Source organism: Pseudomonas sp. 09C 129 (assembly GCF_002843625.1).
In the GTDB taxonomy this organism is placed as follows: Bacteria; Pseudomonadota; Gammaproteobacteria; order Pseudomonadales; family Pseudomonadaceae; genus Aquipseudomonas; species Aquipseudomonas chlororaphis.
On sequence record NZ_CP025261.1, the window covers coordinates 1,278,292 to 1,303,339 of the forward strand.

General features: G+C 65.2%; 24 protein-coding genes. 9 read left to right on the plus strand and 15 right to left on the minus strand.

Annotated elements, in window-relative coordinates:
* Positions 1 to 62: 62 nt before the first annotated feature.
* Entirely contained in the window at positions 63 to 1,709 is a 1,647-nt protein-coding gene (locus tag CXQ81_RS05895) for a collagen-like triple helix repeat-containing protein (protein WP_101336739.1), read from the minus strand.
* Positions 1,710 to 2,084: 375 nt separating this feature from the next.
* On the opposite strand from CXQ81_RS05895, the gene CXQ81_RS05900 reads away from it, so the two are divergent.
* Positions 2,085 to 2,534, plus strand: a complete 450-nt coding sequence (locus CXQ81_RS05900) for a DMT family transporter (RefSeq protein ID WP_007928728.1) — start codon at positions 2,085 to 2,087, stop codon at positions 2,532 to 2,534.
* Between the two features lie 7 nt (positions 2,535 to 2,541).
* On the opposite strand, the gene CXQ81_RS05905 is transcribed toward CXQ81_RS05900, so the two are convergent.
* Both CXQ81_RS05905 and CXQ81_RS05910 read right to left on the minus strand, forming a co-directional pair.
* Positions 2,542 to 3,396, minus strand: a complete 855-nt coding sequence (locus tag CXQ81_RS05905) for a MaoC/PaaZ C-terminal domain-containing protein (protein WP_101336740.1) — start codon at positions 3,394 to 3,396, stop codon at positions 2,542 to 2,544.
* A 2-nt stretch (positions 3,397 to 3,398) separates the two neighbouring features.
* Complete coding sequence (locus tag CXQ81_RS05910; protein WP_101336741.1) at positions 3,399 to 4,751, minus strand: 3-oxoacyl-ACP reductase; 1,353 nt, start codon at positions 4,749 to 4,751, stop codon at positions 3,399 to 3,401.
* A 174-nt stretch (positions 4,752 to 4,925) separates the two neighbouring features.
* On the opposite strand from CXQ81_RS05910, the gene CXQ81_RS05915 reads away from it, so the two are divergent.
* Positions 4,926 to 6,203 (plus strand): acetyl-CoA C-acetyltransferase, encoded by a 1,278-nt coding sequence (locus CXQ81_RS05915; RefSeq protein WP_101336742.1) that lies wholly within the window; start codon positions 4,926 to 4,928, stop codon positions 6,201 to 6,203.
* Between the two features lie 293 nt (positions 6,204 to 6,496).
* Positions 6,497 to 7,393, plus strand: coding sequence for a PA4780 family RIO1-like protein kinase (locus CXQ81_RS05920; protein WP_101336743.1), 897 nt, complete (start codon positions 6,497 to 6,499; stop codon positions 7,391 to 7,393).
* A gap of 159 nt (positions 7,394 to 7,552) precedes the next feature.
* Here CXQ81_RS05920 and cueR read toward each other — a convergent pair whose 3' ends face one another.
* From cueR to CXQ81_RS05935, 3 genes are all read right to left on the minus strand, one after another.
* A complete protein-coding gene (gene cueR, locus CXQ81_RS05925) occupies positions 7,553 to 7,960 on the minus strand; it encodes a Cu(I)-responsive transcriptional regulator (RefSeq protein WP_101336744.1) in 408 nt (135 codons plus the stop codon).
* Positions 7,957 to 10,353, minus strand: coding sequence for a heavy metal translocating P-type ATPase (locus tag CXQ81_RS05930; RefSeq protein ID WP_101336745.1), 2,397 nt, complete (start codon positions 10,351 to 10,353; stop codon positions 7,957 to 7,959). Before CXQ81_RS05930 ends, cueR begins: the two co-directional genes overlap by 4 nt.
* 164 nt (positions 10,354 to 10,517) lie before the next feature.
* Entirely contained in the window at positions 10,518 to 10,901 is a 384-nt protein-coding gene (locus CXQ81_RS05935) for a hypothetical protein (RefSeq protein WP_007923289.1), read from the minus strand.
* 148 nt (positions 10,902 to 11,049) lie between these two features.
* On the opposite strand from CXQ81_RS05935, the gene CXQ81_RS05940 reads away from it, so the two are divergent.
* On the plus strand, positions 11,050 to 11,247 hold the full coding sequence (locus CXQ81_RS05940; RefSeq protein ID WP_007923288.1) for a heavy-metal-associated domain-containing protein: 198 nt from the start codon (positions 11,050 to 11,052) through the stop codon (positions 11,245 to 11,247).
* Positions 11,248 to 11,354: 107 nt separating this feature from the next.
* On the plus strand, positions 11,355 to 12,551 hold the full coding sequence (locus tag CXQ81_RS05945; protein ID WP_009042015.1) for a multidrug effflux MFS transporter: 1,197 nt from the start codon (positions 11,355 to 11,357) through the stop codon (positions 12,549 to 12,551).
* Here the strand turns inward: CXQ81_RS05945 and CXQ81_RS05950 are convergent, their stop codons facing one another.
* The 3 genes from CXQ81_RS05950 to CXQ81_RS05960 all read right to left on the minus strand — a co-directional run bounded on the left by CXQ81_RS05950 (position 12,552) and on the right by CXQ81_RS05960 (position 14,212).
* Positions 12,552 to 12,731, minus strand: a complete 180-nt coding sequence (locus tag CXQ81_RS05950) for a hypothetical protein (RefSeq protein ID WP_007923286.1) — start codon at positions 12,729 to 12,731, stop codon at positions 12,552 to 12,554.
* Between the two features lie 144 nt (positions 12,732 to 12,875).
* Positions 12,876 to 13,889, minus strand: a complete 1,014-nt coding sequence (locus CXQ81_RS05955) for a zinc-binding alcohol dehydrogenase family protein (protein ID WP_009042016.1) — start codon at positions 13,887 to 13,889, stop codon at positions 12,876 to 12,878.
* A 32-nt stretch (positions 13,890 to 13,921) separates the two neighbouring features.
* The gene (locus CXQ81_RS05960) at positions 13,922 to 14,212 is read right to left on the minus strand and encodes a putative quinol monooxygenase (protein ID WP_101336746.1); all 291 of its coding nucleotides are present in this window, start codon (positions 14,210 to 14,212) and stop codon (positions 13,922 to 13,924) included.
* A 134-nt stretch (positions 14,213 to 14,346) separates the two neighbouring features.
* Between CXQ81_RS05960 and CXQ81_RS05965 the strand changes: the two genes are divergently transcribed.
* Positions 14,347 to 15,276: a LysR substrate-binding domain-containing protein gene (locus CXQ81_RS05965; protein WP_101339384.1), complete on the plus strand. Its 930-nt coding sequence runs from the start codon at positions 14,347 to 14,349 to the stop codon at positions 15,274 to 15,276.
* A gap of 109 nt (positions 15,277 to 15,385) precedes the next feature.
* On the plus strand, positions 15,386 to 16,762 hold the full coding sequence (locus CXQ81_RS05970; RefSeq protein WP_092422453.1) for an MFS transporter: 1,377 nt from the start codon (positions 15,386 to 15,388) through the stop codon (positions 16,760 to 16,762).
* A 196-nt stretch (positions 16,763 to 16,958) separates the two neighbouring features.
* Here the strand turns inward: CXQ81_RS05970 and CXQ81_RS05975 are convergent, their stop codons facing one another.
* From CXQ81_RS05975 to CXQ81_RS05985, 3 genes are all read right to left on the minus strand, one after another.
* A complete protein-coding gene (locus CXQ81_RS05975) occupies positions 16,959 to 17,912 on the minus strand; it encodes an adenosine deaminase (protein ID WP_007923280.1) in 954 nt (317 codons plus the stop codon).
* A gap of 213 nt (positions 17,913 to 18,125) precedes the next feature.
* Positions 18,126 to 19,091 carry a 2-oxoglutarate and iron-dependent oxygenase domain-containing protein gene (locus CXQ81_RS05980; protein ID WP_101336747.1) on the minus strand — a complete coding sequence of 322 codons (966 nt, stop codon included), beginning with the start codon at positions 19,089 to 19,091 and terminating at the stop codon, positions 18,126 to 18,128.
* 150 nt (positions 19,092 to 19,241) lie between these two features.
* The gene (locus CXQ81_RS05985; RefSeq protein WP_101336748.1) at positions 19,242 to 20,324 is read right to left on the minus strand and encodes a BMP family ABC transporter substrate-binding protein; all 1,083 of its coding nucleotides are present in this window, start codon (positions 20,322 to 20,324) and stop codon (positions 19,242 to 19,244) included.
* A 327-nt stretch (positions 20,325 to 20,651) separates the two neighbouring features.
* Here CXQ81_RS05985 and CXQ81_RS05990 point away from each other — a divergent pair, with 327 nt between their 5' ends.
* Entirely contained in the window at positions 20,652 to 21,743 is a 1,092-nt protein-coding gene (locus tag CXQ81_RS05990; protein ID WP_007930681.1) for a calcium:proton antiporter, read from the plus strand.
* Between the two features lie 68 nt (positions 21,744 to 21,811).
* Here CXQ81_RS05990 and CXQ81_RS05995 read toward each other — a convergent pair whose 3' ends face one another.
* The 3 genes from CXQ81_RS05995 to CXQ81_RS06005 form a co-directional block, all read right to left on the minus strand.
* Positions 21,812 to 23,170: an 8-oxoguanine deaminase gene (locus CXQ81_RS05995; RefSeq protein WP_101336749.1), complete on the minus strand. Its 1,359-nt coding sequence runs from the start codon at positions 23,168 to 23,170 to the stop codon at positions 21,812 to 21,814.
* A 285-nt stretch (positions 23,171 to 23,455) separates the two neighbouring features.
* Complete coding sequence (locus CXQ81_RS06000) at positions 23,456 to 24,139, minus strand: SDR family oxidoreductase (RefSeq protein WP_101336750.1); 684 nt, start codon at positions 24,137 to 24,139, stop codon at positions 23,456 to 23,458.
* A 25-nt stretch (positions 24,140 to 24,164) separates the two neighbouring features.
* Positions 24,165 to 24,515, minus strand: coding sequence for a MerR family transcriptional regulator (locus CXQ81_RS06005; RefSeq protein ID WP_053259523.1), 351 nt, complete (start codon positions 24,513 to 24,515; stop codon positions 24,165 to 24,167).
* 83 nt (positions 24,516 to 24,598) lie between these two features.
* Between CXQ81_RS06005 and CXQ81_RS06010 the strand changes: the two genes are divergently transcribed.
* Positions 24,599 to 25,030, plus strand: coding sequence for a hypothetical protein (locus tag CXQ81_RS06010; RefSeq protein ID WP_101336751.1), 432 nt, complete (start codon positions 24,599 to 24,601; stop codon positions 25,028 to 25,030).
* Positions 25,031 to 25,048 lie beyond the last annotated feature (18 nt).

Here is a 25,048-nt window from a genome sequence, read left to right on the forward strand (position 1 = left end):
TCGTCTCCAACCAAGCGTAGGCGCTGTAGGTAGGGCCGTCGAATCGGCCAGGTGCAAAACGCTTATCGGGTGCCGCTCAGGGTTCCGGTCAGCCCGCCGAGCACACCACCGAGGCTGCCCGTAGTGCCGCCAGTGGTGCCACCGTCGACCAGGGTCCCGACCGAGGTGACCGTGGTCCCCAGGGTGTTCACGGTCTGGCCGACGGTGCTCACCACAGGGTTGGGGGCGCTGGCGGTGAGGGTGGTGCCTACCGTGCTGACGGCGCCGCCTACCTGGGTGAGCAGGCCGGCGATGGGGGTGCCGGTGCCGGTCGTGGCGCCCACTTGCTGGGTCAGGCCGGTGACGGTGGTGGTGACCGGGTTCAACGCTGCGCCGACCGTGGCGCCGACACCGGCCAGTGGCGCAGTGGCGCCGACATTGGCCACACCCGTGCCGCCCAGGGCTCCGCCCACCGAGGCTACGACGTTGCCGACCGAGGCTGTGCTTACCCCTGTGGCGCTGACCAGGGTGTTGGTGTTGCCGGCATTCAAGCCGGTACCCAGGTTGACCACCGCACCGCCGACGGTTTCCAGCAGGCCGGTGCCGCCGATGGTTCCCCCGCCGGTGCTCGGGGCGGTCGTCAGGCTGCTGGTATTGCCGATGGTGGTGGCGACATTGTTCAGGGTGCCGCCCAGGGTATTGGTCAGCGTGTTGCCACTGCCCGTGGCGGTGACTTTGTCGCCCAGGCCGTCGACGGTCGTTGCCACCTTGTCGATCAGGCTGCCGACCGGAGCGCTCAGGCCCGTGGCGCTGACCACCTTGCCGGTCAGGCCTTCTGCCAGGGTGACGACCGGCACCAGCAGGTTGTTGCCGACCTTGTCTGTTACTGTCCCCAGGGGGCCGCTACTGGTCACGGTGGTGAGGGTGTCGCCGAGCATGCTGACCTTGTCGCCGACGCCGTCGAGTACCGGCGCCACCCGGGTGACCACGCCGCCCACCAGGGGAATGCTGCTGGTGCTGGTGGCCAGCTTGCCGCTGATGTCCGAGACGCCATCGCCGACGTCCGACACCACGTTGCCGACTATGGCCGTGGTCTTGCTCAAGGCCTGTGGATCGCTGCCCAGTTGACCGAGGCCATTGGTCAGGCCATCGCCTACGGTATCGACCACATTGCCGGAAGTGTTCACCGCGCTTTGCAGGACCCCGCCGACTACCGGAAGCGGAGCCAGCGCGCTGCTGAGGGTGCTGACACCGTCGCCGACGCCGCTGATGGTGCTGCCGAGGTCGGACACCAGGGTCGAGGTGACCAACGGGGTCGTGGTGGGTGTCGTCGGGTCGGTCGGATCCGTTGGGTTGGTCGGGTCGGTGCCGCCACCTCCACCGGTACCGCCACCCGTGCCTCCGGTCCCGCCAGTGCCACCCGTCCCTGCAGTGCCGCCGCCGGTTCCACCTGTACCACCCGTACCGCCGCCGATCCCGCCTGTACCATCAGTTCCGCCATCGATTCCGCCGGTCCCGCCTGTGCCCGCGGTGCCGCCACCGGTGCCGCCGGCACCGCCCGAACCATCGCCGGAGCCGCCAGAGCCACTGTCGGTACCTGCCGCGCTGTCGGGCGAGGAGCTGCCGGAACTGCTCTTGTGGCCGCCACCGCCGCTGCTGCAACCGGTCAGGCCGAGGGCCAGGATCAGGGCCAGCGCTGTGCTTGTTTTCAACCAGACTTGAGTTTTCATGAGTGAGATTCCTTGCACCTGTTACAACGTTTTGTTGTCTTCGATAACTCTCCAGTTCTGTTGCTGGAGATGTTTTCGTCCGTAGCCGCTATAAAAGGTCCAAGTACTTTTTTTCACCATTCTCAAGTTGGTATTAACAACTTATATATTGACTGTTTTTGCTCCTGCGGAGGGACTAATACCAAAGGTGTGATAAGCGAATATGTTTTTTAAAAGGTGTTGTTAATCAGTATGTTGTGTTTTTTAAAGTGAGAACTATTAGGGGGCGTCAACGAAAGTTATATATATACAATTAATTGCCTGGCGACCCCGTCACGAATTTGGCGTCAACTTGCCTTATAATCCGCGGCCTGGCTTTTTTTCTGGAGAAACTTTATGCCTGCCCCTGTCTGGTGGCTGCTTTGCCTGCCGGTGATTGCCGGTGCTTTTTTACCCCTGCAAGCGGGAATCAACGGCCAATTGGCCAAGCAGGTTTCCAGCGTGCTGGCGGCGGCGCTGATCTCGTTTTTTGTCGGCACCGTGGCCTTGCTGGTCCTGGCCATGGCCCAGCGCGAAGTGCCCGGCCTGACGGCCTTGAAAAGCCTGACCTGGTGGCACTGGTGCGGCGGTCTGCTGGGGGCGTTTTTCATTGCCACCGCGGCCTTCGCCGGGCCACGGATCGGCGCCATGCTGTTCATGGCCCTGGTGCTGGCCGGGCAGTTGGGCATGGCCCTGGCGCTGGACCATTTCGGCTGGGCGGGGTTTCGCGAGGCACCCATCAGCCTCGGCAAGATTGCCGGGCTGGTGCTGATCCTGGCGGGCGTGTTCCTGATTCGTCGCGGTTGAGGCGGGCTCAGGCCAGCGGTTGCCAGTGCCCGCTCATATGTTCCAGGTCGCCCGCGCCGGTCAGGCGCAGGTCACCGCTCGAGCCCGCGGCGCTTGCCAGCAGGCACACCTCGCTGGGCAGGCGCACCGGCTTTCGGAAGTCCACGGCAATCTCGATAGGGGCCGCCGGCAAATGCTCGCTCAACGCAGCCAGAGTCCGCGCCTTGTTCCACAGGCCGTGGGCGATGGCCTGGGGGAAGCCGAACATTCGGGCGCTGATGGCGCTCAGGTGAATCGGGTTGTAGTCGCCGGACACCCGGGCGTAACGCCGGCCGATGTCGGCGGGGGCTTGCCAGCGCGTCAGCTCGCTGAGGCTGGCCTCGGCCGACGGCTCTTCGGCCGGTGCTTCGCCCGGCAGTTGCACACCCCGACAGAGCATCCGGCTTTGTGCTTCCCACAGCGGTCCCAGGGCGTCGTCGACGTAGGTCAACAGATCGAAAACCGCGCCTTTGGCATGGGGCTGCACGTTGTCCGCACGCACCCCGATGCTCAAGTTGCCGACCCCACCCATGGGTCGTAGCACGCGAATGCGGTTGGCCAGATGGATCAGCCCCAGCAGTGGAAAGGGGAAGTCCCTGGCGGTCAGTAATTGCATCTGCAGGGCGAACGCCAGCACATGGGGGTAGGTCGGCGGCAGCAGGCCGTTCTCGGTAAAGCCGCAGACCTGGCGATAGGCCGCAAGCTTCGCCGGTTGCACGCTCACCTGGCGGCGCAGGCCATATTCAGGCAGCTCGGTGCCGGTGATCTTGCGGCGGATCGCGGCCTTCCAGTACAGCTCGGGCAGGTCCGGCGGAGTATCCAGCTCATGCCATTGAAGGCTCATGTTCACGCTCCCAATACGCTTTGCCCACAGACTCGCAGCGCTTGCCCGCTGACCGCGCCGCTGCCCGGCTGGGCGAGCCAGGCCACGGCTTCGGCGACGTCCTGCGGCAGGCCGCCTTGCCCCAGCGAACTCATGCGCCGCCCGGCCTCGCGCAGGGCGAACGGAATGTGCGCGGTCATCTGGGTTTCGATAAAGCCCGGGGCCACGGCGTTGATGCTGATGCCGCGCTCTTGCAACAGCGGGGCCCAGGACTGGGCCAGGCCGATCAGCCCGGCCTTGCTCGCCGCATAGTTGGTCTGCCCGCGATTGCCGGCGATACCGCTGATGGACGCCAGCAGGATCAGCCGACCATTGTCGTGCAGGCAGCCGCTGTCCAGCAGGGCCTTGGTCAGTACCTGCGGCGCGTTGAGGTTGACCGCCAGCACCGCGTCCCAGAATTCCGGGGTCATGTTGGCCAGGGTCTTGTCGCGGGTGATGCCGGCGTTGTGCACCACGATGTCGATGCCGTCCGGCAACTGTTCCACCAGCCGGGTCGCGGCGTCTTCGGCGCAGATATCCAGGGTGATCGCGTGGCCGCCCAGGCGCGCGGCCAGGGCTTCGAGGTCGGTCTTGGCGGCGGGCACGTCCAGCAGCACCACCTGGGCGCCATCCCGGGCCAGGGTCTCGGCGATCGAGGCGCCGATGCCGCGCGCCGCGCCAGTGACCAGTGCCCGCGTGCCGGCCAGGGGCCGGGTCCAGTCCTGGACCTGGGTGGCGCAGGGGGTCAGGCGGATCGCCTGGCCGGAGATGTAAGCGCTTTTCGGCGAGAGGAAGAAGCGCAGCGCGCCTTCCAGCTGGCTTTCGGCACCCTCACCGACGTACAGCAATTGCAGGGTGGCACCGCTGCGCAGCTCCTTGGCCAGCGAGCGGCTGAAACCCTCCAGGGCGCGTTGGGCGCTGGCGGCGAACGGATCGCCGAGGGTTTCGGGGGCGCGGCCGAGAATCACCAGGTGCGCGCTGGGCTCGAGGTTCTTCATCAGCGGCTGGAAAAATTCGCGCAACTGCTTGAGCTGGTCGGTCTGCAGGAGGTCGCTGGCGTCGAACACCGCGGCCTTGAGCTTGGGGCCGTGGCCGGGAATCCAGGCGGTGGCGAGGGTCGGATCGGTGCCGTAGCTGTAGATGCTCTCGGTCAGCCGCGGGGCGATGGCGCCGACCTGCTGGGTCAGCGGGCCGCCGCCGATCAGCAGCGCCCCCTCGACCGGGCGCATGCGGCCGGCCTGCCAGCGCTCCAGACGTACCGGCGACGGCAGGCCAAGGGCCCCGACCAGGCGGTGGCCGATGGACGAGTTGGCGAAGTCGATGTAACGATCTGACATGGAACACGCTCCAGGAACTGAGGTTCAAAGTGTGGACCACGAGGGGCCTTTGGTCGTTCGGTCCATGAGATACAAGCTGGGTTCTGCATATGAACGGCCTGATCGCCGCTCGGCGACTTTTCTTACAGAACCTACGCTTGTCGGTTGTGCCACTCACAGAATAGGGAGCTTTCCATGACTCAGCTGCGTCGTGTTGCGATTATCGGCGGCAACCGTATCCCCTTTGCCCGTTCCAACGGGCCTTACGCCACCGCGAGCAGCCAGGCCATGCTTACCGCGGCCCTGGAAGGCCTGATCGAGCGCTACCGCCTGCACGGCCTGCGCCTGGGCGAAGTGGCCGCTGGCGCGGTGCTCAAGCATTCCCGGGATTTCAACCTGACCCGCGAATGCGTGCTCGGCTCGCGGCTGTCGCCGGCCACCCCGGCCTACGATATCCAGCAAGCCTGCGGCACCGGTCTGGAAGCGGCGTTGCTGGTGGCCAACAAGATCGCCCTGGGGCAGATCGAATGCGGCATCGCCGGCGGCGTCGATACCACCTCGGACGCGCCGATCGGGGTCAACGAGGGGCTGCGCAAGATCCTGCTGCAAGCCAACCGCGGCAAGACCCTGGGCGACAAGCTCATGACTTTCCTGCAACTGCGCCCCTGGCACCTCAAGCCGGAACTGCCGCGCAATGGCGAACCGCGGACCGGCTTGTCCATGGGCCAGCACTGCGAGCGGATGGCGCAAACCTGGAACATTCCCCGCGACGAGCAGGACCAGTTGGCGCTGGAGAGCCATCAGAAAATGGCCGCCGCCTATGCCGAGGGTTGGCACGACGACCTGATGACCCCCTTCCTCGGCCTGACCCGCGACAACAACCTGCGCCCGGACCTGACCCTGGAAAAGCTGGCGTCGTTGAAACCAGTGTTCGAACGCAGCGACAAAGCCACCCTGACCGCGGGCAACTCCACGCCGTTGACCGATGGCGCGTCCCTGGTGCTGCTGGGCAGTGAGGAATGGGCGAAGGAACGTGGCTTGCCGATCCTCGCCTATCTGCGCGACGGCGAAGCGGCGGCGGTGGATTTCGTCCACGGCGCGGAAGGGCTGTTGATGGCGCCGGTCTACGCGGTGCCGCGCTTGCTGGCCCGCAATGGCCTGAGGCTGCAGGACTTCGATTACTACGAAATCCATGAGGCCTTCGCCGCGCAGGTGCTGTGCACGCTCAAGGCCTGGGAGGACGCAGATTACTGCAAGACCCGCCTGGGGCTGGACGCGCCCTTGGGTTCCATCGACCGCAGCCGGCTGAATGTCAAAGGCAGCTCGCTGGCCGCCGGGCATCCGTTCGCCGCCACCGGCGGGCGCATTGTCGCCAACCTGGCGAAGTTGCTGGAGGTGGCGGGGCAGGGGCGTGGCCTGATTTCGATCTGCGCCGCCGGTGGCCAGGGCGTGACGGCGATTGTCGAGCGCTGAGGGGCCAGGTGTTTGCGCAGTGGCGGCCCCTCTGTAGGAGCAAGCTTGCTCGCGATCGAGCGCGAAGCGCTCGCCAGCTGCTGTCACATTTACCCCGGCCTTTAGTAACGGGCAGCCGCCGAGCACTGGGCTATGATCCTGGTCGGTCGAGCCTGTCGACATGACGGGTTGACCTGGCACATTGAGTGCATCGGCACTGTCGTAGGTCGGTAACCTCTCCCCGTGGTGCGAGGATTGCCGTATAACGAGTGACATTCGCGTGTTTGGTAATAAAGGACCCCTGATAAAAGCTGATGAAGACTCCAAAACGCATTGAACCCCTGATCGAGGACGGTCTGGTCGACGAGGTGCTGCGCCCACTCATGAGTGGTAAAGAAGCAGCTGTTTATGTGGTGCGCTGCGGCAACGAATTACGTTGCGCCAAGGTTTACAAGGAGGCGAACAAACGAAGTTTTCGTCAGGCGGCCGAGTATCAGGAAGGCCGCAAGGTGCGCAACAGCCGTCAGGCTCGCGCGATGGCCAAGGGGTCCAAGTTCGGGCGCAAGGAGACCGAGGACGCCTGGCAGAACGCCGAAGTGGCGGCCCTGTTCCGCCTGGCCAACGCCGGGGTGCGGGTGCCCAAGCCGTTCGACTTCCTCGAAGGCGTGCTGCTGATGGAACTGGTGGCGGATGAATACGGCGATGCCGCGCCGCGCCTGAATGACGTGGTGCTGGAGCCGGATCAGGCCCGCGAATATCACGCCTTCCTGATTTCCCAGATCGTGCTGATGCTGTGTACCGGCCTGGTGCACGGTGACCTGTCCGAGTTCAACGTGCTGCTGACCCCCGACGGCCCGGTGATCATCGACCTGCCCCAGGCGGTGGATGCGGCGGGCAACAACCACGCCTTCAGCATGCTGGAGCGGGATGTCGGCAACATGGCGTCCTACTTCGGGCGTTTCGCCCCGGAGCTCAAACGCACCCGCTACGCCAAGGAGATGTGGGCCCTGTACGAAGCGGGCACCCTGCACCCGGCCAGCGTCCTGACCGGCGAGTTCGACGATCCGCAAGAACTGGCGGATGTCGGCGGCGTGCTGCGGGAGATCGAGGCGGCGCGCCTGGACGAGGAACGGCGCCAGGCCATACGCATGGCCGACGACGCGCCACCGGCCAAGTCCGAGGAACCACCGCCTCCGCCCTGGATGCAGTGATTCACGGGCACAAAAAATCCGGCCTCGGCCGGATTTTTTGTGCCCGTGAATCACGTAGCCGCTGCCGATAGGCTGCGATCGACTGCGAAGCAGGCGCTGCTCTTGAAACCGCCAGAAGGGCCTTCGGCCCTTGTCGCAGCCTGCGGCAGCGGCTACAGGTCATGGGGGCGCGCAGCATCCGCCGGAGGCCAGGTCCTTGAGAATCGGGCAATCCGGGCGATGGTCGCCGTGGCAGTGCTGCACCAGGTCCTGCAGGGTGTCGCGCAGCCCGGCCAGCTCGGCGATTTTCCGGTTGAGCTCGTCGATATGCTGGCGGGCCAGGGCTTTGACATCGGCGCTGGCGCGCTGGCGGTCCTGCCACAGGGTCAGCAGCTTGCCCACTTCCTCCAGGGAAAACCCCAGGTCCCGCGAGCGCTTGATAAAGGCCAGGCTGTGCAGGTCGTCGTCACCGTACAGGCGGTAGCCGCTGTCGCTGCGATGGGCCGGCCGGAGCAGGCCGATGGACTCGTAGTAGCGGATCATCTTGGCGCTCAGGCCGCTCTTGCGGGCTGCTTGGCCGATGTTCATCGGGCGTCCTCCGGGTCGTTGGGTTTCCAGGTTTTCAACAGTAGCGCATTGCTCACCACGCTGACGCTGGACAGCGCCATGGCCGCCCCGGCCAGCACCGGGTTGAGCAGGCCGAACGCCGCCAACGGAATGCCGATCAGGTTGTAGACGAAGGCCCAGAACAGGTTCTGGCGGATCTTCGCGTAGGTCTTGCGGCTGATCTCCAGGGCCGCCGGCACCAGGCGCGGGTCGCCGCGCATCAGGGTGATCCCCGCCGCGTGCATCGCCACATCGGTCCCTCCGCCCATGGCGATGCCGATATCGGCGGCGGCCAGGGCCGGGGCGTCGTTGATGCCGTCGCCGACCATCGCCACCACACCGGTCTTTTTCAGTTCGGTGACCGTGGCGGCCTTGTCGGCGGGTAGCACTTCGGCGTGTACGTCGGCAATGCCCAGGGCCTCGGCGACCACCTTGGCGCTGCCGCGGTTGTCGCCGGTCAGCAGGTGGCTGCCGATATGGCGCGCACTCAGTTGCTGCACCGCTTGCAGGGCGCCTGGCTTGAGGGTGTCGCCAAAGGCGAACAGGCCCAGCACCCGCGATTGCGGCTGTTGTTCGATCAGCCAGGACAGGGTGCGGCCTTCGGTTTCCCAGGCCTGGGCCGAGGCCGCGAGGTCGCCGGCTTGCAGGCCGCTTTCCTCCAGCAGGCGCCGGTTGCCCAGGGCCAGTTGGCGGCCGTCCAGGGTGCCGGCGATGCCGCGGCCGGTCAGGGACTGGCTGGCGCTGACGTCGGCCACCGCCAGCTGGCGTTCGGCGCACAGGTCGAGAACCGCCTTGGCCAGCGGGTGTTCGCTGCCGCGTTGCAGGGCGCCGGCCAGTTGCAGCAGGCGGTCTTCGTCGCCGTCGACCGCATCCAGGTGAGCGATGCGTGGCGTGCCGGAGGTCAGGGTGCCGGTCTTGTCGAAGACCACCATGCTGACTTCATGGGCACGCTCCAGGGCTTCGGCGTCCTTGATCAGGATTCCGTGGCGGGCGGCGACGCCGGTGCCGGCCATGATCGCGGTTGGCGTGGCCAGCCCCAGCGCGCAGGGACAGGCGATGACCAGCACCGCGACCGCATTGATCAGCGCGGTTTCCAGCGGCGCGCCATACAGCCACCAACCGATCAGCGTCGCCAGGGCCAGCACCAGCACCGCCGGCACGAACACCTGGCTGACCCGGTCCACCAGTTTCTGGATCGGTGCCTTGCCGGCCTGGGCGTCCTCCACCAGGCGGATGATGCGCGCCAGTACGGTTTCCGCGCCGAGGGCCAGGGTCCGCACCAGCAGCCGGCCTTCGCCGTTGATGGCGCCGCCGGTGACCGGGTCGCCGGGCTGTTTCGGCACCGGCAGGCTTTCACCGCTGATCAGGGCTTCGTCGGCATGGCTCTGGCCTTCGACCACTTCGCCGTCCACCGGGAAGCGCTCGCCGGGCTTGACCAGCACCAGGTCGTTCAGGCACAGGGCGCTGATCGCCACTTCCTGCTCACGGCCATCGACGACCTGGATCGCCCGTTCCGGGCGCAAGGCTTCGAGGGCGCGGATGGCGCTGGCGGTCTGGCGTTTGGCGCGGCTTTCCAGGTACTTGCCCAGCAGCACCAGGGCGATGACCACGGCCGAGGCCTCGAAGTACAGGTGCGGCATGCCGCCGGCGGGGGTGATGGCCCATTGGTAGAGGCTCAAGCCGTAACCGGCGCTGGTGCCCAGGGCCACCAGCAGGTCCATGTTGCCGGCGCCGGCGCGCACGGCTTTCCAGGCGGCGACATAAAAACGCGCACCGAAGATGAATTGCACCGGCGTGGCCAGGACGAACTGCGCCCAGGCCGGCAGCATCCAGTGCAGGCCAAAGGGTTGCACCACCATGGGCAGTACCAGCGGCAGGGCCAGCAGGATCGCCAGCACCAGGGACCAGCGTTCGCGCCGCAGGCGTTGTTCCTGATCGTCGCGCTCGGGGTGTTCGGCTTGCCACAGGGTGGCGGAGTAGCCGGCCTTGCTGACGGCGGCGATCAAGTCGGCGCTATCGACCTGGCCCAGCAGATCGATGTGCGCGCGTTCGTTGGCCAGGTTGACGCTGACCCGGGTGACCCCTGCCACCTTGCTCAGCGCGCGTTCCACACGGCCGACGCAGGAGGCGCAGGTCATGCCGCCGATATTCAGCTCCAGGCTGTGGGCCGGCACGCTGTAGCCGGCATCCTGCACCGCGGCCATCAGCGCCGGCAGGCTGTCGCTGGGCGCCTGGACACGGGCCTGTTCGGTGGCGAGGTTGACGCTGACGGCCGCAGCGCCCGCGACCTTGCTCAAGGCGCGCTCCACGCGCCCGGCGCAGCTGGCGCAGGTCATGCCGGCAATCGGCAGGTCAAAAGTGGTTGATTCGGACATCACTGACACTCCCTGTAAACGGTGGTCTACAGGATCAACCTTGCCATGCTGGCAAGGTCAAGCGCCATGGTGCGGGGTGCTTCAATCTGTCTCGGGGGTAGCGCCCGGATCGTCGCCCGTGCCGGTTCCGGGGAGGGACAGGGCGCAGGCGACGACCCGGGGCCTCAGTATCCCAGGCCGGTGCGCTGGAGGAGCAGGCCCGACGGGCTCATGGCGATGCGGAACTTCAGTACGTCGCCGGCCTTGAGGCTGATGTCCTGGGAGCCTGGCGCGAGCATGCCCGGGTTGCAGCCCGGCATCTGCCCCGGCAGCAGTTTCAGGCGCAGCGAGACTTTGCCCGGCGGCAGGTTGAAGGACGTGGCTTGTTCCTGGAACAGCCGGCCCGCCAACTGGTCCTCGATGTACAGGCCGATTTCGCAGGACGTGGCGACTTCCAGGCGTTCCCGGGAAATGATCAGGACGCCGTAGTCCTCACCGGCGGCGTTGACCGAAGGGGATGCCGCGATCAGGCCGAGGAGGCTGAACAGGCTGATAACCGACCAGCGCATGGCTGAATCTCCTAGTGTCGTGTCGTTGAGGGGTGAAGCTTGGCCGAGCGCGTCGCCGATTGCCAGCCCGGCAGATGCATCCGGAACTTGACCTTGCCATGATGGCAAGGTCGAGACTGGCGACAACCCTCACTACAGGAGAAGCGTCATGCAAGTGTTCAATGTCGAAGGAATGTCCTGCGGTCACTGCGTCCGGGCCATCACCCAGGCGGTGCAGAGCAAGGATCCGGCGGCCAGCGTCAAGGTCGATCTCGGGGCCAGGGAAGTGGGTGTGGAAAGCCGCTTGTCCGCCGACGAGGTGATCAGCCTGATCAGCGAAGAAGGCTATGCGGTCAAGCTGGCCTGAGCGGATTTAGCCGGTCTTTTTAATAGTTAGCGACCTATCGGAATGTTCAAGGCCTCCAAGCGCGGATAAACTGTCGGGCTGCCGACCGACCCGCACCTGGATGCCTGATGAACCTTCGCACAATCCTGATTCTCGGCGCCCTGAGCGCCTTCGGTCCTCTGGCCATCGACTTCTATCTGCCGGCGTTCCCGGCGATGGCGCTGGCCTTTGGCACCGATGAAAAACACGTTCAGCTGACCCTGGCGGCCTACTTCCTCGGCCTGTCCATCGGCCAGCTGGCCTACGGCCCGGTGGCCGACCGCTTCGGCCGGCGCATCCCGTTGCTGGCGGGGGTGGGGCTGTTCACCCTGGCGTCCCTGGCCTGTGCCTACGCGCCGAACCTGGAATGGCTGATCGGCGCGCGGTTCGTCCAGGCCCTGGGCGGCTGCGCGGGCATGGTGATTTCCCGGGCGGTGGTCAGCGACAAGTGCGATGCGGTGGGTTCGGCCAAGGTGTTTTCCCAACTGATGCTGGTCATGGGCCTGGCGCCGATCCTGGCGCCGATGCTCGGCGGCCTGCTGGTGAATCTCTACGGCTGGCAGTCGATCTTCATCATGCTGACCCTGTTCAGCGCCCTGGCCGGCCTGGCGGTAGCCCTGGGCTTGCCGGAAAGCCTGCCGGCCCATGTGCCGCGCCAGCCGTTGTCCGGGGCCTTGCGCCAGTACGGTCGGTTGCTGGCTGACCGGGTGTTCCTCGGCCATGCCCTGACCGGGGGCATCGCCATTGCCGGGATGTTCGCCTACATCGCCGGTTCGCCTTTTGTCTTCATCAAGCTCTATGGCGTGCCGGCCGAGCATTTCGGCTGGTTCTTCGGGATCAACGCCGGCGGCTTCATCCTGGTGGCGCAGATCAATGCGCGGTTGCTGGCCAAGCGTGGCCCGGCGTTCCTGCTGGCACGCACGGTGTGGATCTACCTGTTGGGTGGCCTGGCCTTGCTCGCCGTCAGTTCGCTGCACCCGGCACAACTCTGGCCGCTGCTGGCGCCGCTGTTCATTTGTATCGCCAGCCTGGGCTGCATCCTTCCCAATGCCTCGGCCTGCGCCATGAACGGTCAGGGCGCGCGGGCCGGCAGTGCCTCGGCGATGCTCGGCTGCCTGCAGTTCAGTGTGGCGGCCGGCGCCGCGGCGTTGGTGGGCGTGCTGCACGATGGCAGCGCCGTGCCGATGGCAACGGTCATCAGCCTGTGTGGGATTCTGGTGGTGACGCTGGCGATGGTCACCCGCAAATTGCAGAACGCCAGGGCGCTGCAAGCCGCCCAGCTGTAATCAGCCGGCGGCGCGCTGTTGGCTTTCGGGGAATCGGTGGGGGGCTTGCAGACGCGTTTCCAGCGTATTGGCGAAGGCTCGGGCTTCGGCCTCGCTGCGGAAAGTCACCGCATGCTGGTCGAGTTGAACCTGCCATTGGGTGCCTTTGGATTTTGCCAATTCTTTTATCAGGATCTTCATTGCTGACCTCCTAGCGTAAAAGACTGCATTGCAAAGGCCCCCAGTGTAGACCCGAATACGGTCACAAGTATGACAAGGATCAACTGTCGGACTGACGGCATCCTGCCCCTTTTTAGCGCAGGCAGGACGCCGTCCGCTCCGGCCTCAGAAGCCTTCGAGCACGATCTTGCCCTTGGCCTTGCCGCTTTCCAGCAACGCGTGAGCGCGCCGCAGGTTGGCCGCGTTGATCGTGCCGAAGTGCTCGCCCAGGGTGGTCTTCAAGGTGCCGGCGTCGATCAGCTCGGCGACGCGATTGAGCAGCTTGTGCTGCTCCTGCATGTCCGCGGTTTCGAACAGCGAGCGGGTGTACATGAACTCCCAGTGCAGCGACAGGCTCTTGCGCTTGAGCTTGGTCACGTCGAGGGTTTTCGGATCGTCGATCAGCGCCAGCCGGCCCTGGGGCGCGAGGGCCTCGACCAACTCGTCCAGGTGCGTATCGGTCTGGGTCAGGCTGGCGACATGGGTGACGCTGGCCTGGCCGGCTTTTTTCAGTTCCTGGCTCAACGGCTGGCTATGGTCGATCACCAGGTCGGCGCCCAGCTCGCGTACCCAACCCTGGGTTTCGGCGCGCGAGGCGCTGCCGATGACCTTGAGCCCGGTGAGCTGGCTGGCCAGTTGGGTGAGGATCGAACCGACGCCGCCGGCCGCGCCGACGATCAACAGGCTCTGCTGCCGATCGGCCTGGCCTTCGGCGATCTGCAGGCGTTCGAACAATAGTTCCCAGGCGGTGATCGCGGTCAGCGGCAAGGCGGCGGCTTCGGCGAAGCCCAGGCTCTTGGGCATATGGCCGACGATGCGTTCGTCGACCACGTGCAATTCGCTGTTGCCACCGGCGCGGGCGATCGAGCCGGCGTAGAACACCTTGTCACCGGCCTTGAACAGGCTGACGTCGCTGCCCACCGCCTTGACCACCCCGGCCACGTCCCAGCCCAGCACCTTGGCGGCACCACCTTCAGGCTGGACGTTCTGGCGGACCTTGGTGTCCACCGGGTTGACCGAGATGGCTTTGACTTCCACCAGCAGGTCGCGCGGGCCGGCGAGCGGCTCCGGCAGTTCGATGTCTTGCAGGGATAGCGGATCGTCGATCGGCAGGGAGGCGTAGTAGGCGATGGCTTTCATGGTGGGTTTTCCTGATGAAGATGAAGGTTGGGTCAGAGGAGCAGCAGGCGCTTGAGCTCGAAATGCTCGATCGTCTCGCGGGTCTGGCTGAGAAAATGCTGGAAGTGCGCCGTGGCGTTGTGAAATTCCAGGGCCGCCTCGTCGTTCCAGCGCTCCAGTACATAAAAGGTGCCTGGGGCTTCGGCGTCCTGATGCAGGTTGTAAAACTGGCAGCCGGCTTCTTCACGGCTCGGTTGCACCAGGGCGCTGAGTTCGCGCTTGAGCACGGCCTGCTGGCCGCTCTTGGCGACAAGGGTGGCGATGGCGGTAAAAGCTTGCGACATAGGGAGTTCCTTCAAAGGCTGGTGTGACGAGCTGATATGACGGTAGGCCGATCATTGGCCATTTCCCCTGAAGATAAAACCGGCTAAAACAGCAGTCTCTTTCAACATTTTTTTGATAATGCCCGGTGAGCCAGATGCTGCGATTCGATGACCTGCAATTGTTCGTGCGCGCCGCCGACCTCGGCAGCCTGTCCGCCGCGGCGCGGGTCATGGACCTGTCGGCGGCGGTGGCCAGCGCTGCGCTCAAGCGTATCGAGCAGCAGCTCGGCGCCCGGCTGCTGGCGCGTTCGACCCGCAGCCTGCGCCTGACCGCCGAGGGCGAAGGGTTTCTCGAATATGCCCGCGCGTCCCTGAGCAACCTGGAGGAAGGCCGGCGCCTGCTGGCCAGCGGGCAGGATCAGGTCAGCGGCGTTCTCCAGCTGTCCGCGCCCTCGGATTTCGGCCGCAATCTGTTGCTGCCCTGGCTCGACCAGTTCCAGCTGGAGCACCCCAAGCTCACGCTGCGCCTGCTGCTGGGCGACCGTATCGCCGACCTGTTTCGCCAGCCGGTGGACATCGCCCTGCGTTACGGCGAACCGGAAGATTCCAGCCTGGTGGCCTTGCCTGTCGCGCCGCAGAACCGCCGGGTGCTGGTGGCCGCCCCCGAGTACCTGGCCCGCCACGGCGAGCCGCGTCAGCTGGAGCAACTGGCCCAGCACAATTGCCTGCTCTACATGCTCGGCAGCCGGGTGCATGACCATTGGAGTTTCCATGACGGCAAGCGCGAGGTCGGCCTGACGGTCAGCGGCGATCGTTTCAGCGACGACGCCGATGTGGTGCGCCTGTGGGCGGTGGCGGGGCGGGGTATCGCCTACAAATCCTGGCTCGACGTGGCGGCCGATGTGCTGGCCGGGCGGCTCAAGGTGCTGCTGCCGGAGCTGCGCTGCGAATGGGCACCGTTGAACCTGTTGTGCGCCCATCGGGCGCAACTGAGCAAACCGGTGAAGCTGCTGCGGGACATGTTGCAGGCGCGCTGCGCTGAAGTTTCCGCGCATTACCCCAAGCCCACCCACGCCGATCACTGACCCTGACCGGCGGCGTCGTTGCCGGGTGCGGGCAGGTCGCATCCAGCACTGAGCGGCGGCGTCGATCTTGCACACTCGATTGCAGACCATTCAATCGGGGGGACGGGGCATGGCAAGTCAGGGATACAGTGCGGCAGAGCGTCTGGAACGTTTGCCCATCAGCGGTTATCACCGGGTCATTTTCATCATCATCGCCCTGGCGTTTTTCTTCGACTCCATGGACCTGGCGATGATGACCTTCCTGCTCGGCTCGATCAAAGCCGAGTTCGGCCTGAGCACGGCCCAGGCCGGCTTGCTGGCCAGTTCGAGTTTCTTCGGCATGGTGGTCGGCGCGTCGCTGTCGGGCATGCTCGCCGACCGCTTCGGGCGCAAGCCGGTGTTCCAGTGGAGCATCGTGCTCTGGGGCATCGCCAGTTACCTGTGCTCCACGGCGCAGACGGTGGACAGCCTGACCCTGTTCCGGGTGCTGCTGGGGATCGGCATGGGCATGGAGTTTCCCATCGCCCAGTCGATGCTCTCGGAGATGATCCCGGCCAAGCGGCGCGGGCGCTATATCGCCTTGATGGACGGCTTCTGGCCGCTGGGTTTTGTCGCGGCGGGCGTGCTCTCGTACTTCCTGCTGCCGCTGATCGGCTGGCGCGACATCTTCCTGGTCCTGGCGATCCCGGCGGTGTTCGTGCTGGCGATCCGTTTCTTCATCCCCGAGTCGCCGCGTTGGCTGGAGCAGGCCGGGCGGCACGCTGATGCCGACCAGGTGCTGCGGCGGATCGAGGATAAGGTCCGCGCCTCGCTGCAGCACGCGGACCTGCCCGAGCCGGTGCGCCTGCCGCGGGTGGAGAGCGTGCCGGGGCACTTCTTCTCGGCCTTGCGCGAGATCTGGTCGCCGCTCTATCGCCAGCGCACGATGATGATCTGGAGTGTGTGGTTCTTTGCCCTGCTGGGTTTTTATGGCCTGACCTCGTGGCTCAGTGCCTTGTTGCAGCAATCGGGTTTCGCCGTGACTCAGTCGGTGTACTACACGGTGCTGATTTCCCTCGGCGGGATTCCCGGCTTCCTCATGGCCGCCTGGCTGGTGGAGCGCTGGGGGCGCAAGCCGGTGTGCGTGATCACCTTGCTGGGCGGTGGAGTCATGGCGTTCTTCTACGGGCAGAGCGCGGTGTTCGGCGGCAACGTGGCGCTGCTGATCAGCTCCGGCCTGTTGATGCAGTTCTTCCTGTTCGGCATGTGGGCGGTGCTCTACACCTACACGCCCGAGTTATATCCCACCTCGGCGCGGGCTACCGGCTCCGGGTTCGCCTCGGCGGTGGGGCGCATCGGGTCGCTGCTCGGGCCTTTGGTGACCGGCGTGGTGTTCCCGATGACCGGGCAGGGTGGGGTGTTCGCCCTGGGCGCGCTGTGTTTCGCGGTCGCCGCGGCGGTGGTCTGGCTGTTCGGGATGGAGACCCGGGGCAAGACGCTGGAGGAGTTGAGCGAAGTCGGCGTTTGATCTGTAGCCGCTGCCGCAGGCTGCGATAAGGTTCGAAGAACCTTCCGAGGCCCTCAAGAGCGGCGCCCGCTTCGTCGGAGTGCCGCCCAGATCGATCGCAGCCTTCGGCAGCGGCTACATAGTGCGGTCGCGGCGTGGTCGGGTGGTTCGACAGCGGCTACAGGGGGATCGCGGGCAGGTTGCCCGCGATGCTGGTTTACGGCTTGACCAGGCGCGCATCCAGGCTGTTCTGCGCCAGGCGTTTGGCCTGGTCCTGGGTCATGCCCAGATGGGTGTACAGGGCGTGGAAGTTCTCGGTGACGTAGCCGCCGAAGTAGGCCGGGTCATCGGAGTTCACGGTGACCTTCACCCCACGCTCGAGCATCTCGAGGATGTTGTGCTGCGACATGTGATCGAACACGCAGAGCTTGGTGTTCGACAGCGGGCAGACGGTCAGCGGGATCTGCTCGTCGATGATGCGCTGCATCAGTCGCTCGTCCTCGAAGGCGCGCACGCCATGGTCGATGCGCTGGATCTTCAGCAGGTCGAGGGCTTCCCAGATGTACTCGGGCGGGCCTTCTTCACCGGCGTGGGCGACGGTGAGGAAACCTTCGCTGCGGGCCCGGTCGAACACCCGCTGGAACTTGCTCGGCGGGTGACCCATTTCCGAACTGTCCAGGCCGACCGCGACAAAGGCTTCGCGGAACGGCAGCGCCTGGTCGAGGGTTTTCTGCGCTTCATCTTCGCTCAGATGGCGCAGGAAACTGAGGATCAGGCCGCTGGTGATGCCCAGTTGCTGCTCGCCATCCTTGAGCGCGCTGGCGATGCCGTTGAGCACCACTTCGAAAGGAATGCCGCGATCGGTGTGGGTCTGCGGATCGAAGAAGGGTTCGGTGTGGATGACGTTCTGCTCTTTGCAGCGCAGCAGGTAGGCCCAGGTCAGGTCATAGAAATCCTGGGAGGTGCGCAGTACGTCCGCGCCCTGGTAGTACAGGTCGAGGAACTCTTGCAGGTTGTTGAAGGCATAAGCCTTGCGCAGGGTTTCCACATCGCTCCAGGGCAGGGCGATCTTGTTGCGTTCGGCCAGGGCGAACAGCAGCTCGGGCTCCAGGGATCCTTCGAGGTGCAGGTGCAGTTCGGCCTTGGGCAAGGCGTTCAGCCAGTCGTACATGGGTGTGATCTCATCAGGTGCAGTCGAGCGCTGCGTGAACGTATTGCGCTCCATCATCCTGCGGCGAAAAGCCCACCGCAAGGTTCGATGACAGGCGCCGGCCCCGGGTTTTCCCAGGGCTGCGCGGGCGCGTCAGGTTCCAATTGCGCCCATAAGGGCAGGCATTCTACAGGCGCACGCGGACTATTCGGCAAAACCTGACCCGCCGGGCGATCAGGACGCTTGCGGTTCCCGGCGATAGGCATAGGTATCGGCGAACCGCGACAAGAGGAATTCGGCGCAGGTGGTGACCGGGTACTTCGGCGGATGCCCGGCATCCTGGCAGCCGGGCAGGCATTCGATGCGGGTATCCGGATGGGGTTCGGCGAAGAACGGCATCGAGTAGCGGTCCACCCCCTGCGGGCTGATCACCCGGTGCGGCGTCGACCGGTAACGGTCGTTGCTCCAGTGCGCCATCATGTCGCCGAGGTTGACCACGAAGGTGCCCTCGATGGGTGGGGCGTCGATCCACTGGCCCTGGACATTGCGCACCTGCAGGCCGCCGGCGCTGTCCTGGTAGAGCAGGGTGATGCAGCCGTAGTCGGTGTGGGCGCCGGCGCCTTGCTGTTCGTCGCTGCTGGCGGTATGGCGCGGCGGGTAATGGATCAGGCGCAAGACGCTGACTGGCTCCTTGAAGCGGCTGTCGAAAAAATCGCGCTCGATGCCCAGGGCCAGGGTCATGGCCCGCAGCAGGGTCTGGGCCAGGGCCTGCATGTCCAGGTAGTGCTGCTCCATCAGGGTTTCCCAGCCGGCGATATCCGGGTGCCGGTTGCTGCCGCGCAACGGTTTTTCCGCGAGCACCTCGGGATGGTCGGCCGGCAGGTGCAGGCCCATGTCGAAGGTTTCCTTGAGGTCGCTTGGCTTGTCCGGGTCCAGTTGCTCGGTGGCGATCGCGCCATAGCCGCGATGGTGGCGGGTCTGGGTGATATCGATCTTGAGTTTCTCGGCGGCCGGCAGGGCGAAGAAATACCGGGCGGCGTCGAGCAACTGGCCGATGCGCCCGGAGGTGATCGGGTGGCCCTTGATATAGAAGAACCCCCACTCGCGGCCGGCACGGTCGATCTGCTGGGCGACGCTGTTCCAGCCTTGGGCGTCGTCGCCGTAGAGCGGGCTGATGTCGATGATTGGCAGCTGGTTCATATAAATGCTCTCAAGGTACTCACTGCCCTGTAGCCGCTGCCGCAGGCTGCGATCGATCTGGGCGGCACTCCGACGAAGGGGGCGTGCTCTGGGTATCGAGCAAAGGACCTTCGGAACTTGGTGCAACCCGCGGCAGCGGCTACAGGCGAGTCATTTCGGAATGTCGGCCTTCATGCCTTCCACGTAATAGTTCATCGACGCGAGCTCTGCATTGCTGGCGCTGACCCCGGCGGCGAGTTTTTCCACGCCGGCCTGGTCCTTGATCGGCCCGGTGAACGGGTGGAAGGCGCCGCTCTTGATGTCGGCGATGATCTGCTCGGCCTCACGCTTGACGTCGGCCGGTACCAGGTCGCTGATCGGCAATTGGACCGTGCCTTCCTTCAGGCCGCCCCAGTAGTCCTGGGATTTCCAGCTGTGGTCGAGCACGCCCTGGGTGGCCTGGATGTAGTGCGGGCCCCAGTTGTTGACGATGGAGGTCAGCACCGCTTTCGGTCCGAAGTGGGCCATGTCCGAGGCGTAGCCCACGGCGTACACGCCACGGCGTTCGGCGGCCTGGATCGGCGCCGGGCTGTCGGTGTGCTGGAAGATCACGTCGGCGCCCTGGTCGATCAGGGCGTTGGCGGCGTCGGCTTCCTTGCCCGGGTCGAACCAGGAGTTGACCCACACCACCTTGATCTCGGTGCCCGGGTTGTATTTGTTCAGGGCCAGTTGGATGGCGTTGATGTCGCGGATCACTTCCGGGATCGGGAAGGAGGCGATGTAGCCGACCTTCTTGCTCTTGGTCATCTTCGCCGCGAGGAAACCGCCGACGTAGCGACCTTCATAGGTGCGGGCCAGGTAGGTGCCAAGGTTCTTGTCCTGCTTGTAGCCGGTGGCGTGTTCGAAGGTGGTCTTGGGAAACTGCCTGGCGACTTTCAGGGTCGGGTTCATGTAGCCGAAGGAGGTGGTGAAAATCAGGTCGTACTTATCCTTGGCCATGTTGCGGATCACCCGTTCGGCGTCGGCGCCTTCGGCAACGTTCTCCACGTAGTTGGTCTTGATCTGCTCGCCGAACTTCTCCACCAGCGCCAGGCGCCCCTGTTCATGCTGATAGGTCCAGCCGTGGTCGCCGATCGGGCCGATATAGACGAAGCCGACCTTCAACGGATCGGCGGCGCTGGCGCCCAGCGAGACGCTCAGGCCGATGGCCGCGGTGAGGGCGCACAGCAGTTTTTGCAACGCACGTTTATGCATGAATCCGGACTCCATTTTGTTGTGGGGCATGGCTGGGCTCTAAGGCTTGAATGGCTCAATGCAAATAGCTGACCAACAGGACAACAAAATCTTCTGGACCAGGGTGAAGCCTGCGCGGGCAAGCCTCGTGCCTGCAGGGGCTGCATGATCCTGTAGGCGCGAGGCTTGCCCGCGAAGAGGCCCGCCGGATCACCAAAGGCTCATCCCGGTGCACCCTCGCCCATCAACGCCATTGACTGGTGCACTAAGGTGTAACGAAACGTTAGTGACTCCATGCAGTCTTTAGCTCATCTCTTTCTGCTCGATTTATCCGGTCAAAGGACTGCAATGTTCACTTCACTCAAGCAAGAAAGTTTTCTGTTGCTGGCGCTGCTCGCGGCGTTGGTTGCCTATCCGCTGGAGCATGCGTTGCTCAACAGCGGCCAGGGCGTGGCGCTGATCTCCGGGTTGGTGCTGATCGGTTTTATCGTCGCAGCCTCTATGCGCGTCGCCCATCACGCCGAGCTGCTGGCGGAGAAGGTCGGCGACCCCTACGGCACCATGATCCTGACCCTGGCCGCGGTCCTGGTGGAGGTGGTGATCCTGGCGATCATGATGAGCAACGAGGCCTCGCCGACCCTGGTGCGTGACACCATCTATTCGGCGGTGATGCTCGACATCAACGGCATCCTCGGCCTGGCCGCGCTGATGGGCGGGATCAAGCATGGCGAGCAGGCCTACAACGACGACTCGGCCCGCTCCTACAGTGTGATGATCCTCACCGCCATGGGCGTGTCGATGGTGGTGCCGGAGTTCATTCCCGAGTCGAAGTGGAAGCTCTACTCGGCCTTCACCATTGGCGCCATGGTGCTGTTGTACACCCTGTTCCTGCGCATGCAGGTCGGCGCCCACAGCTACTTCTTCAGCTACAGCTACCCGGAAAAACGCCGCAAGAAAGAACCGACAGAAGATCAGCCGGCGCCTGTCAGCCTAGCGTTTTCCATCGCCACCCTGGTGTTCGGCGTGGTACTGATCGGCGCCTTGGCGGAGGTGATGTCCAAGACCCTCGACCTGGGGCTGGAAGGCACGGGCGCGCCGCCGGTGATCACGGCGATCCTGGTGGCGGCGATTTCCGCGGCGCCGGAAATCCTCACGGCCCTGCGCGCGGCGTTAGCCAATCGCATGCAGTCGGTGGTCAACATTGCGTTGGGCGCGTCGTTGTCGACGGTGATCCTGACGGTGCCGGTGATGGAGGCGATGGCGCTTTACACCGGCCAGCCGTTCCAGATGGCGATGACCCCGGTGCAGACGGTGATGATCTTCATCACCCTGATCGTCAGCGCGATCAACCTCAATGACGGTGAGACCAATGCCATCGAAGGCATGACTCACTTCGTGCTGTTCGCGACCTTCATCATGTTGTCGCTGTTGGGGCTGTAAAAGCTTCGCGGGCAAGCCTCGCTCCTACAGATGCATGGAGCGTGGCTTGCCCACGAACGCGTCCGGTGTCAGGCGCCGGCGATCAGCTGCCGGGCCGCATGGCTGTGATCGGCAATCAAGCCCTTCAGATCCAGGCCCTCGACCTGCCCGTCAATCACCCGCCACTGGCCGCCGACCATCACCCGGTCCGCCCGGTCCGCGCCGCACAGCAGCAACGCCGACAACGGATCATGGCTGCCGGAGAAGCGCAGCTCATCGAGCTTGAACAGCGCCAGGTCGGCCTGCTTGCCCACGGCCAGCTCGCCGATATCGCTGCGCCCCAGCAGCCGGGCCGAACCCTGGGTGGCCCAGCCCAGCACCAACTCCGGGGTGATCTTTTCGGCGCCGTAGCGCAGGCGCTGCAGGTACAGGGCCTGACGGGTTTCGAGAATCATGTTCGAGGCGTCGTTCGAGGCCGAGCCATCCACGCCCAGGCCGACGGGCGCGCCGGCGTCGGTCAGTTCCAGGGTCGGGCAGATGCCCGAGGCCAGGCGCATGTTGGAGCTCGGGCAATGGCAGATGCCGGTCCCGGCGGCGCCGAGGCGGGCGATTTCATCGGGGTTGAAATGGATACCGTGGGCCAGCCAGGTCCGCGGGCCGAGCCAGCCGACGCTGTCCAGGTAGTCCACGGTGCGCAGGCCGAAACGTTGCAGGCAGAAGTCTTCCTCATTGAGGGTTTCCGCCAGGTGGGTGTGCAGGCGCACGTCGAGTTTTGCCGCCAGCTCGGCGCTGGCCGCCATGATCTCTGGGGTCACCGAGAACGGCGAGCAGGGCGCCAGGGCGATCTGGATCTGCGCGCCGGCGCCGCGTTCGTGGTACTCGGCGATCAGCCGCTGGCTGTCGGCGAGAATCACCTCGCCCTGTTGCACGGTCTGTTGCGGCGGCAGGCCGCCATCCGCTTCGCCGAGGCTCATGGAGCCGCGGGTGAGCATGGCGCGCATGCCCAGTTCGCGCACGCTGGCCACCTGCACGTCGATGGCGTTTTCCAGGCCTTCGGGGAACAGGTAGTGGTGGTCGGCGGCGGTGGTGCAGCCCGACAGCAGCAGTTCGGCCAGCGCCACTTTACTGGCCAGGGCGAGTTGCTCCGGGGTCAGCCGGGCCCAGACCGGGTACAGGGTTTTCAGCCAGGGGAACAGCGGCTGGTTGACCACCGGCGCCCAGGCGCGGGTCAGGGTCTGATAGAAGTGGTGATGGGTGTTGATCAGCCCCGGCAGCAGCACATGCTCGCGGGCATCGAAGACCTGCCCGCAGGGCTGGGCGGGTTGCTGGCCAGCGCCGAGCACTTCGACGATCAGGCCGTCTTGCAGCACCAGGCCGCCACGGGCGTCGAGGGCATTGCCAGTGAAAATGGCGAGGGGATTCTTTAACCAGGTACGGGTCGCAGGCATGGTGGCCGGCTCCTCTGAAAGTGGGTTCAGGTTAGCCAGCTCAGTGTTGCCCTGTCTGCTGATCCAGGGGCGTCAGGATCGACGCGGGGTGCAGTTTACGGCGAGACCGCGTTGCGGTCTATCGCCGGCCAGCTCGTCCTCCGTAGGCGCAAGGCTTGCCCGCGATGACGTCCTGTAGCCGCTGCCGAAGGCTGCGCCCGACCACGCAGTGGGCGCTGCGCTGTCAGCCGCGGGAAGGCTCTTCGCGCCTTATCGCAGCCTCCGGCAGCGGCTACAGGTGCAGGCTTACCAGGGAATGGTTTCGCCCTTGTAGTTGACGAAATGGTGCCCGCCCTTGCCGGTATAGGCATTGATCTGCTCGATCAGGCCACGGGTGCTGGTCTCGACGTCGATGTCCGCGCCCTCGCCGCCCATGTCGGTCTTCACCCAGCCCGGGTGCAGCGACAGCACGGTGAGCTTCTGCTCGAGCTGGGTGACGAAGCTGTTGGTCATGGAATTCAGCGCCGCCTTGCTGGCCTTGTACAGTGCCAGCTCCGGCGCGTCGGGCATGGTCACGCTGCCCAGCACCGAACTCATGAACGCCAGCACGCCGCTATCCGGACGGATCTGCGGGAGGAAACGCTGGGCCAGGTTGATCGGCGCCACGGCGTTGGTGAAGAACAGCTGGCCGACTTCCGCCAGGGTCGCCTTGCCTGGCGTCTGGTCGTCCGGCCCCTTGACCCCGGCGTTGACGAACAGCAGGTCGAACACTTCGCCTTTGAGCTTCTGGTTCAGGGCGATCACCGCCTGCTGGTCGTCCATGTCCAGTTGCTCGATACGGACCGGGCCCAGGGCCTTGAGCGCCTCGGTTTTTTGCGGGTTGCGCACGGTGGCGGTGACCTGCCAGCCAGCCTCCAGCAGACGTTGCACCAGGCCCAGGCCCAGGCCTCTGGAGGCGCCGATGATCAGTGCGGTTTTTGGCGTAGGCATGCGGGGATTCCTTGATGAGTGAAGATCATGGGTTTAATGGGCAACGCTGGCCGAGCCGTTGTCGCAGCTCCTGGCGCAACTCGCCCAGTTCGCTGATGCGGGTCTCGATCAGGGTCAGTTTGTCTTGCAGCAGCTGCGTCACGGCGCTGTCCGGATCGCTGGCATGCCAGATCGCGGCAACGCTGCTGCCGATCTCGCCGAGGCTGAAGCCCAGGCGCTGCGCGGTCTTGATGTAGAGCACCAGCTGCACCATGTCGCTGGGGTATTCACGATAGCCGTTGGCGCTGCGTTGCGCCGCGATCAATCCGCGCTGCTCGTAGAAGCGCAGGGTATCGCGGCTGACGGCGCAGGCCTGGGCAAGTTCACCGATGCGCATGCTGGAGTCTCGGAAGGGCTTGACCCTGGAGCATACTTCAGGCTTTAGCTTGTGTGCTCCTTGAATATCCGGAGCGATCCTTTATGTGGAGCACAGCGCAATACCGTCAATTGGTGCGGGCCAGCGGTTGGTACGACCTGATCGTCACCGCCGCCTTTGTCACCCCCTGGAGCTTTCTCGCCCTGCACGGCCTGATGCAGCAGTGGAGCCAGGCCCTCGACCTGCCCGGCGCACTGCCGCCGTTCGAGCCCATGCACATGCTGATGGTCAACCTGATGGGCTCGATCGTCTGCGTGTGGTCGGTGCTGCGCATCCGCGATCCGCAGCGGGCCTTCGGACGCTACGACGCCGCCGGCCGGCTGCTGTTCGCCACCTGGCAGATCTACGCCCTGGCCCAGGGTGGCACGGCCTTGATCGGCGTGATCCTGCTTTTCGAGCTGGCCTGGGCGGTGGCGCAGTTGTGGCCGGTTCGCGAGCAGGACAGACGCCTCGAGCCCTTGCCAGGGATTCCGTAGGAGCGAGGCTTGCCCGCG